Genomic DNA, 6,031 nt, shown 5'->3' on the forward strand with positions numbered 1-6,031 from the left:
TATTATAAACGATTCATAATGTCTTCTTTAATAGTAAGTAACTTTTGTTCACTATTTTGTAAAGAACTATCTTGTACACCGAAGTAGAACTTAATCTTCGGTTCAGTTCCAGATGGACGTAGGCAGAACCATGAACCATCCTCTAATTGATATTTTAACACATTTGATTTCGGTAAGTGAATCTCTTCTTTATGTCCATCTTGTAAAGACGTAACGATGCTTGCTTTATAGTCTTCCACTGCTACGACTGTTAAGCCCGCTACTTCTTTCGGAGGATTCTCACGGAACGTCGCCATCATCTCTTGGATTTGTTCCGCTCCATCTTTTCCTTTTAACGTTAACGATACAAGGTCTTCACGGAAGAATCCGTATTTCTCAAATACTTCTAATAGACCGTCATATAACGTTTTCCCTTGTGATTTGTAGTATGCAGCTACTTCACATGCAAATAGGACAGATTGTACTGCATCTTTATCACGGCAGAATGGGCGGATTAAATAACCATAGCTTTCCTCATAACCGAATTGGAATTCATATTGTCCGCTTTCTTCATACTGTCTAATTTTCTCACCGATAAATTTAAATCCAGTTAACGTATCAATTGTATCTAAACCGTATGCTTTTGCAATTGTACGACCAATCTCAGACGTTACGATTGTTTTTAATACGAAACCGTTTTCCGGAAGCGTTCCGTTTTCTTTCTTTTGAGATAGTAAGTAATCAAGCATTAATGCACCTGTTTGGTTTCCTGTTAATACTTGGAACTCACCATTATGATTGCGCACCGCTACACCTAGACGATCTGCGTCAGGATCAGTTGCGATTAATACATCTGCGCCTACCTTTTCACCGTCACGAATTGCATACTCAAACGCTGCGTGCTCTTCTGGGTTCGGTGATTTTACTGTAGAGAAGTTTGGATCTGGTAACTCTTGCTCTTTTACAACTGTTACATCTGTAAATCCAACTTCTTTTAAACCACGGCGTACAGAAATATTTGATGTTCCGTGTAATGGTGTAAAGACGATTTTTAAGTCTTTACCAACCTTTTGTACCATTTCTTTATTAATGATGACATTGTTCAATTCTGCAGCATATGCATCATCTACTTCTTGTCCAATAATATGTAATAAACCGTCAGCTTTTAATTGCTCTACATCAGCGACTTCAACTGTTAATTCATCTTCTACTGCGTTTACGTAACTAATTAACTCATCGGCCTCTTTTGGAGGCAACTGTCCACCATCTTCACCGTATACTTTATATCCGTTATATTCAGGCGGATTATGGCTTGCCGTAAGAACGATTCCACTTACTGTATGTAAATGACGAACTGCGAAAGAAAGTACTGGCGTTGGACGTAAGCTTTCAAACACATATGTTGTGATACCACGTGCACCAAGTGTAGCAGCAACCTCCATTGCGAACTCAGGTGATTTATGACGAGAATCATAGGCTACAACAACACCTCGTTTTTTCGCTTCCTCACCTAACTTTTCAATAAAGCTTGCTAATCCTTTTGTTGCTTTACGAACTGTATATACGTTTAAACGGTTCGTACCAGCACCAAGTTCACCACGCATACCACCTGTGCCAAACTCTAGATTTTTATAAAAGCTATCCTCGATTTTCTTCTCATCTTGCTTCATATTTTCTAGCTGTTCTTTTAATTCTGCATCTAATTGTGCGTAAGAAAGCCAGCGACTAAACTCTTGTTTCCAATTCATTCTTCTCTCTCCTCTCGCTCGTCATACCTTTATTATATGAAAAAAACATGCTGTATCTCAATATTTTATAAAATCTAGCAGGATTTTACTAGGAATATTTGTATACACTATGGTTAAATACTCCACTAAAGGGAATGAGGATTATGCACGAATGGGGCTTGTCAGAAGAGCTCAAAATACAAACAAAGCAAATGATTGAAATTGCTGAAAAAGAACTATCAATTATGAGGAACGCAATCGATAAAGAAGATGAATGTATTTTATGCAAAATGGAAGATATTCATCATATGTTGGCAAATGTACAAACATTGGCAGCTACATACTATATTCAGGCATATTTATCACCTTATACGGAAAGTTCATCTTTTATTACGACAGCTATCCAACATTTAAGTGCCAGAAACCATGGTGCTCTTATCGTTGTGGAACGAAACGAGACGCTTGAAGCTCTCATTCAAACTGGAACGACATTAAACGCTCATTTAACTGCACCATTACTCGAATCAATATTTTATCCAGGTAACCCTCTTCATGACGGTGCCGTTCTCGTAAAAAATAATCATATTATCTCAGCTGCTAATATTCTTCCTTTAACGAAAAGTACAGAAGTTGATCCTGAGCTAGGAACACGTCACAGAGCTGCAATTGGCTTATCAGAAAAGAGTGATGCACTTATATTAGTTGTCTCTGAAGAAACGGGCCGTACTTCTTTTGCTTTAAATGGGATTTTGTATACGATTTCTTTATAAATACTTTTTAGCACCGTTTTGAACAGCACAGTAGTAAATGAAGTTATATCGAATTACCAACAAATACGCCTACAATATTAATAAAAAAGGTTATCTCCAAAATTTGAGCCAGCCTTTTATTCAAAAAATTATTCTTCTACAAAATGCTCGAAAAGTATACGGATTACCTACCCATTGCTGGAACTGACCCATAAATTATGTGCTCACAGCGATATCTAAGTACAATAATTATCACTTCATGTCTTGCTAACTCTTTTTGTACTCAAAACATGTTTAGAGTTCTTTCATAACAACTATATTTTTCTAAAATGCACACTTCCGGCTATTATTTTGTATCTATTTTTAAGAAATAGGAAAAAGGGTACTTTAGATATCCTATCTAAAGTACCCTTTTATTAAAAATAAACCTTATTATAAAGAGTAGTTCGAGACTGCAAAATGATAGAAATATAACATACTATCAAAATTATTTATTAATAGTAATAGTAATACTATACATAAACCGACTACTTTTATACGTCTCATCACTTTAAAGCCATATGCTAATAACAAAGGGATTGTAAATACCATATGTGCGCCATAAATAAATGCTTCAGATGCCCCAAAACCAACAATTCCATGTAAGACAATATTAAATAGTAAACAGAAACTTAAAAACCTTACGAAAGGTTCTTTTCTAAAGTTTTTCCATACAGCTACTATTATAAAAGCATACACAGATACAATCACAATCCATCCGATCATAGTATGTGATGGAAGCATATTTAATTGTGCGAATTGCTCACCTTGTCTTAAAGTAACTTCCGAGAACGGTCCAAAGATGAATGAAGATCCTAATACCAAATGAAATGCTAGTATATACTTAGACCCTACATATTCCTCTGAAAAACCTTGTTTCTCTGTAAATTTAATATTAGTATTGATCACATCAATAAGTGATATGTTATTTTCTATAATCACTAATGCGAAAAGAAGAACGACCACAATGATAGAAATACCAGTCCAAATGATTCTTTTCTTTAATGTTTTATAACTCATTACACTACCTAAAAACCATATAAACGAATTTGTTAATGTAACTCCCGTTATTCCTATTGCCAATAACATATTAGCAACGCTGAATCCTGCTTTCGCTTCTTTTTCTCCTGTAATAAACGGATAACATACAAAGCACATCAGTACCAATGTGAAATTGGCATAAACAAAAGATTCCGGTGTCCACGTAATAACTAACAGAGTAGCTGAAAATCCGTACATAACCGCTAATAGGAAAGAAACAATTACATTCTTACAAATTTTACAACATAATATGTAAATCATGACTACACTTAACGTACTTAAGAACGCTTGGAAAAATATAATACCTTGCACTACATTTTTTACACCTAGTGATGATACTACTGTTGCTATTTCCTCAGTTAAAAAATTTAAAAATGGATGTCGAAACAACACTTCATCTGCAATTGGTATTTTAGCCAAGAAAAAACTTAAAATGTAATAACCCTGATCAAAAGAAAAATACATGTCATACCAGGAAGCTGTTAAAACCTTAGAGTCGTTTTCCATTTTCCAACCGATAAAAAAATAAAGTGACCAATAAAAAATGAAAAGGACAAGGGCTAATATTCCCTTTCCTTTATAACCATTCCAAATACTCAATACTTCTTCTCCTCTCTAAGGTAGAAATACCATAATTAGATGTGCCACGTACCCAATAACTGTTCCTAACACAAGTCCACCAAAAATCTCATGCCAATGATGTCCTTGGCGCTCTCTTAATTTTTCTTCTTCCGAACTTATATGTTTATTCAACATTCTTGCATGTTTACCAACTGTACGGCGAAGTCCTGTGGCATCAATGATAACAATTGTTAAAATTGCCATCCCGATTCCAAACATCGGTGTGTTAAAACCTTCATGAAACCCTATTGTCATGACCATACTTGATAAAATCGTTGTATGCGTACTAGGAAATCCACCGTTTCCAACTAAACGAAAAGCATCTTTTCCAGACCGAAGATAATTCACTAGAAATTTCAATACTCCCGAAGCTACCCAAGCTATAAATGGAAGTACACAATATAAATATGTTCCCATTGCTTTACCTCCTATGATTTTGCAATAAATAAAATACCAGCCACTATACATACCATTCCAGCAATTTTCATAAAATTGATTGTTTCACCAAATAATAATGCTGACGCAATAATAACAAATACATATCCGAAACTCACCATTGGGTATGCATAACTTAAATCAACCTTTCTCAGCACAATCATCCATAATAATGCACTTAAACCGTAAAAAGCGAGTCCGAAAAAGTTCGGTACGTTAATGAAATTCATAATACCTACAGCCGCTGAACTTTGTGATTTCATTGCGCCAAACTTTAATAAAATTTGCCCTACGACTCCCATACCAACTGATAAAATAATCATCAAAAATTGTTGCATCTCTACACTCCTTAACTGTTTATATTCAAAAAATGTTTTATTCCAAATAAAAAACGTTTAAGACACTCCTCTTAAACGTTTTAACAAACCCGAATAGAGTAATTAAAAGTTCAATAGTATAATAATAACTGTTATCGCATATAACAACACCGTTATTAAAATATGCTGATCCTCTAATAAAACTTTATCTGGTTCTCCACCTTTATCTTCCATGTGAACTAAATACAAATAACGAAAGATCCCGTAAATTACAAATGGGATTGTCCACATTAAATAGATGCTTTTCCCTGCATTAAAAGTAAAGATAGCATAAGTTACAATAGTTGCCGATGTAACAATTGTACTTAATTGGTCTAACAAAGCAGGAGAATAACTTTCTAATACTTTTCTATGAGAACCTTTATTATTCTGTAACAATACTAATTCATGTCGTCTTTTATTAATAGCCAAGAACAGTGACAATAATAATGTACATAATAAAAACCACGGTGTAAATGGCACTTGAATAACTAATCCACCGGCCAATGCTCGTAAAACAAATCCAGATGCAATAATTAAAATATCAATGATTACAACGTGCTTTAAACGAATTGAATACACTACATTTAAAATAAAATAGACTGCTAATACTAAGCACAATAACGGATTTAATATATATGAAACTACTAAAGACGCTACTAAAATAACACAACCTGCCGTAATAGCAAAATACGGATTTAATGCACCTGATGCCATCGGTCGATAGCGCTTAACAGGGTGCTGTCGATCTGCCTCAATATCCATAAAATCATTTAAAATATAGACACAGCCAGATATTGCACAAAATAGCGCAAAACAAATTGCAGCTTGTGCCACCATAGTTAAAGATACTTGTTTTATTGAAAAGACTAACGCTGCAAATACAAGCAAGTTTTTAGTCCATTGTTTTGGGCGTAACTGTTTAAAAAACAATACAACTATATTTTGTTGAGATAAAGTTCCTTCTCTCATAATAATAAGAGAGCTTCTATTTTTTGCACTCTCTTCCTTCCCTCCCTATTCAATTGTTATTTACTTCTAATACAGGAAAGATTATATCACATAAGTATAACATTGAAAATCA

General features: G+C 34.3%; 6 protein-coding genes. 1 reads left to right on the forward strand and 5 read right to left on the reverse strand.

The features are described 5' to 3' along the window. Positions 1–2 precede the first annotated feature (2 nt). Entirely contained in the window at positions 3–1,727 is a 1,725-nt protein-coding gene (locus ACTJJY_RS31580) for a phospho-sugar mutase (RefSeq protein ID WP_440607417.1), read from the reverse strand. Between the two features lie 143 nt (positions 1,728–1,870). On the opposite strand from ACTJJY_RS31580, the gene cdaS reads away from it, so the two are divergent. After that, the gene (cdaS, locus tag ACTJJY_RS31585; protein WP_440607418.1) at positions 1,871–2,476 is read left to right on the forward strand and encodes a sporulation-specific diadenylate cyclase CdaS; all 606 of its coding nucleotides are present in this window, start codon (positions 1,871–1,873) and stop codon (positions 2,474–2,476) included. Positions 2,477–2,887: 411 nt separating this feature from the next. On the opposite strand, the gene ACTJJY_RS31590 is transcribed toward cdaS, so the two are convergent. From ACTJJY_RS31590 to ACTJJY_RS31605, 4 genes are all read right to left on the reverse strand, one after another. Beyond that, complete coding sequence (locus ACTJJY_RS31590) at positions 2,888–4,135, reverse strand: DUF6080 domain-containing protein (RefSeq protein ID WP_327879472.1); 1,248 nt, start codon at positions 4,133–4,135, stop codon at positions 2,888–2,890. 15 nt (positions 4,136–4,150) lie between these two features. After that, positions 4,151–4,573, reverse strand: coding sequence for a divergent PAP2 family protein (locus tag ACTJJY_RS31595; RefSeq protein WP_000537666.1), 423 nt, complete (start codon positions 4,571–4,573; stop codon positions 4,151–4,153). A gap of 11 nt (positions 4,574–4,584) precedes the next feature. Next, positions 4,585–4,929 carry an EamA family transporter gene (locus ACTJJY_RS31600; protein WP_001183889.1) on the reverse strand — a complete coding sequence of 115 codons (345 nt, stop codon included), beginning with the start codon at positions 4,927–4,929 and terminating at the stop codon, positions 4,585–4,587. A gap of 102 nt (positions 4,930–5,031) precedes the next feature. Continuing rightward, positions 5,032–5,919 carry a decaprenyl-phosphate phosphoribosyltransferase gene (locus ACTJJY_RS31605; protein WP_098833237.1) on the reverse strand — a complete coding sequence of 296 codons (888 nt, stop codon included), beginning with the start codon at positions 5,917–5,919 and terminating at the stop codon, positions 5,032–5,034. Positions 5,920–6,031: the final 112 nt, after the last annotated feature.

It is taken from the genome of Bacillus sp. 22475 (genome assembly GCF_052044835.1).
In the GTDB taxonomy this organism is placed as follows: Bacteria; Bacillota; Bacilli; order Bacillales; family Bacillaceae_G; genus Bacillus_A; species Bacillus_A cereus.

Bases quoted from the DNA above. Each gene is read 5' to 3' on its own strand.
- ACTJJY_RS31605 (WP_098833237.1), bottom strand. From the start codon at position 5,919: ATGAGAGAAGGAACTTTATCTCAACAAAATATAGTTGTATTGTTTTTT.
- ACTJJY_RS31600 (WP_001183889.1), bottom strand. From the start codon at position 4,929: ATGCAACAATTTTTGATGATTATTTTATCAGTTGGTATGGGAGTCGTA.
- ACTJJY_RS31595 (WP_000537666.1), bottom strand. From the start codon at position 4,573: ATGGGAACATATTTATATTGTGTACTTCCATTTATAGCTTGGGTAGCT.
- cdaS (WP_440607418.1), top strand. From the start codon at position 1,871: ATGCACGAATGGGGCTTGTCAGAAGAGCTCAAAATACAAACAAAGCAA.
- ACTJJY_RS31580 (WP_440607417.1), bottom strand. From the start codon at position 1,727: ATGAATTGGAAACAAGAGTTTAGTCGCTGGCTTTCTTACGCACAATTA.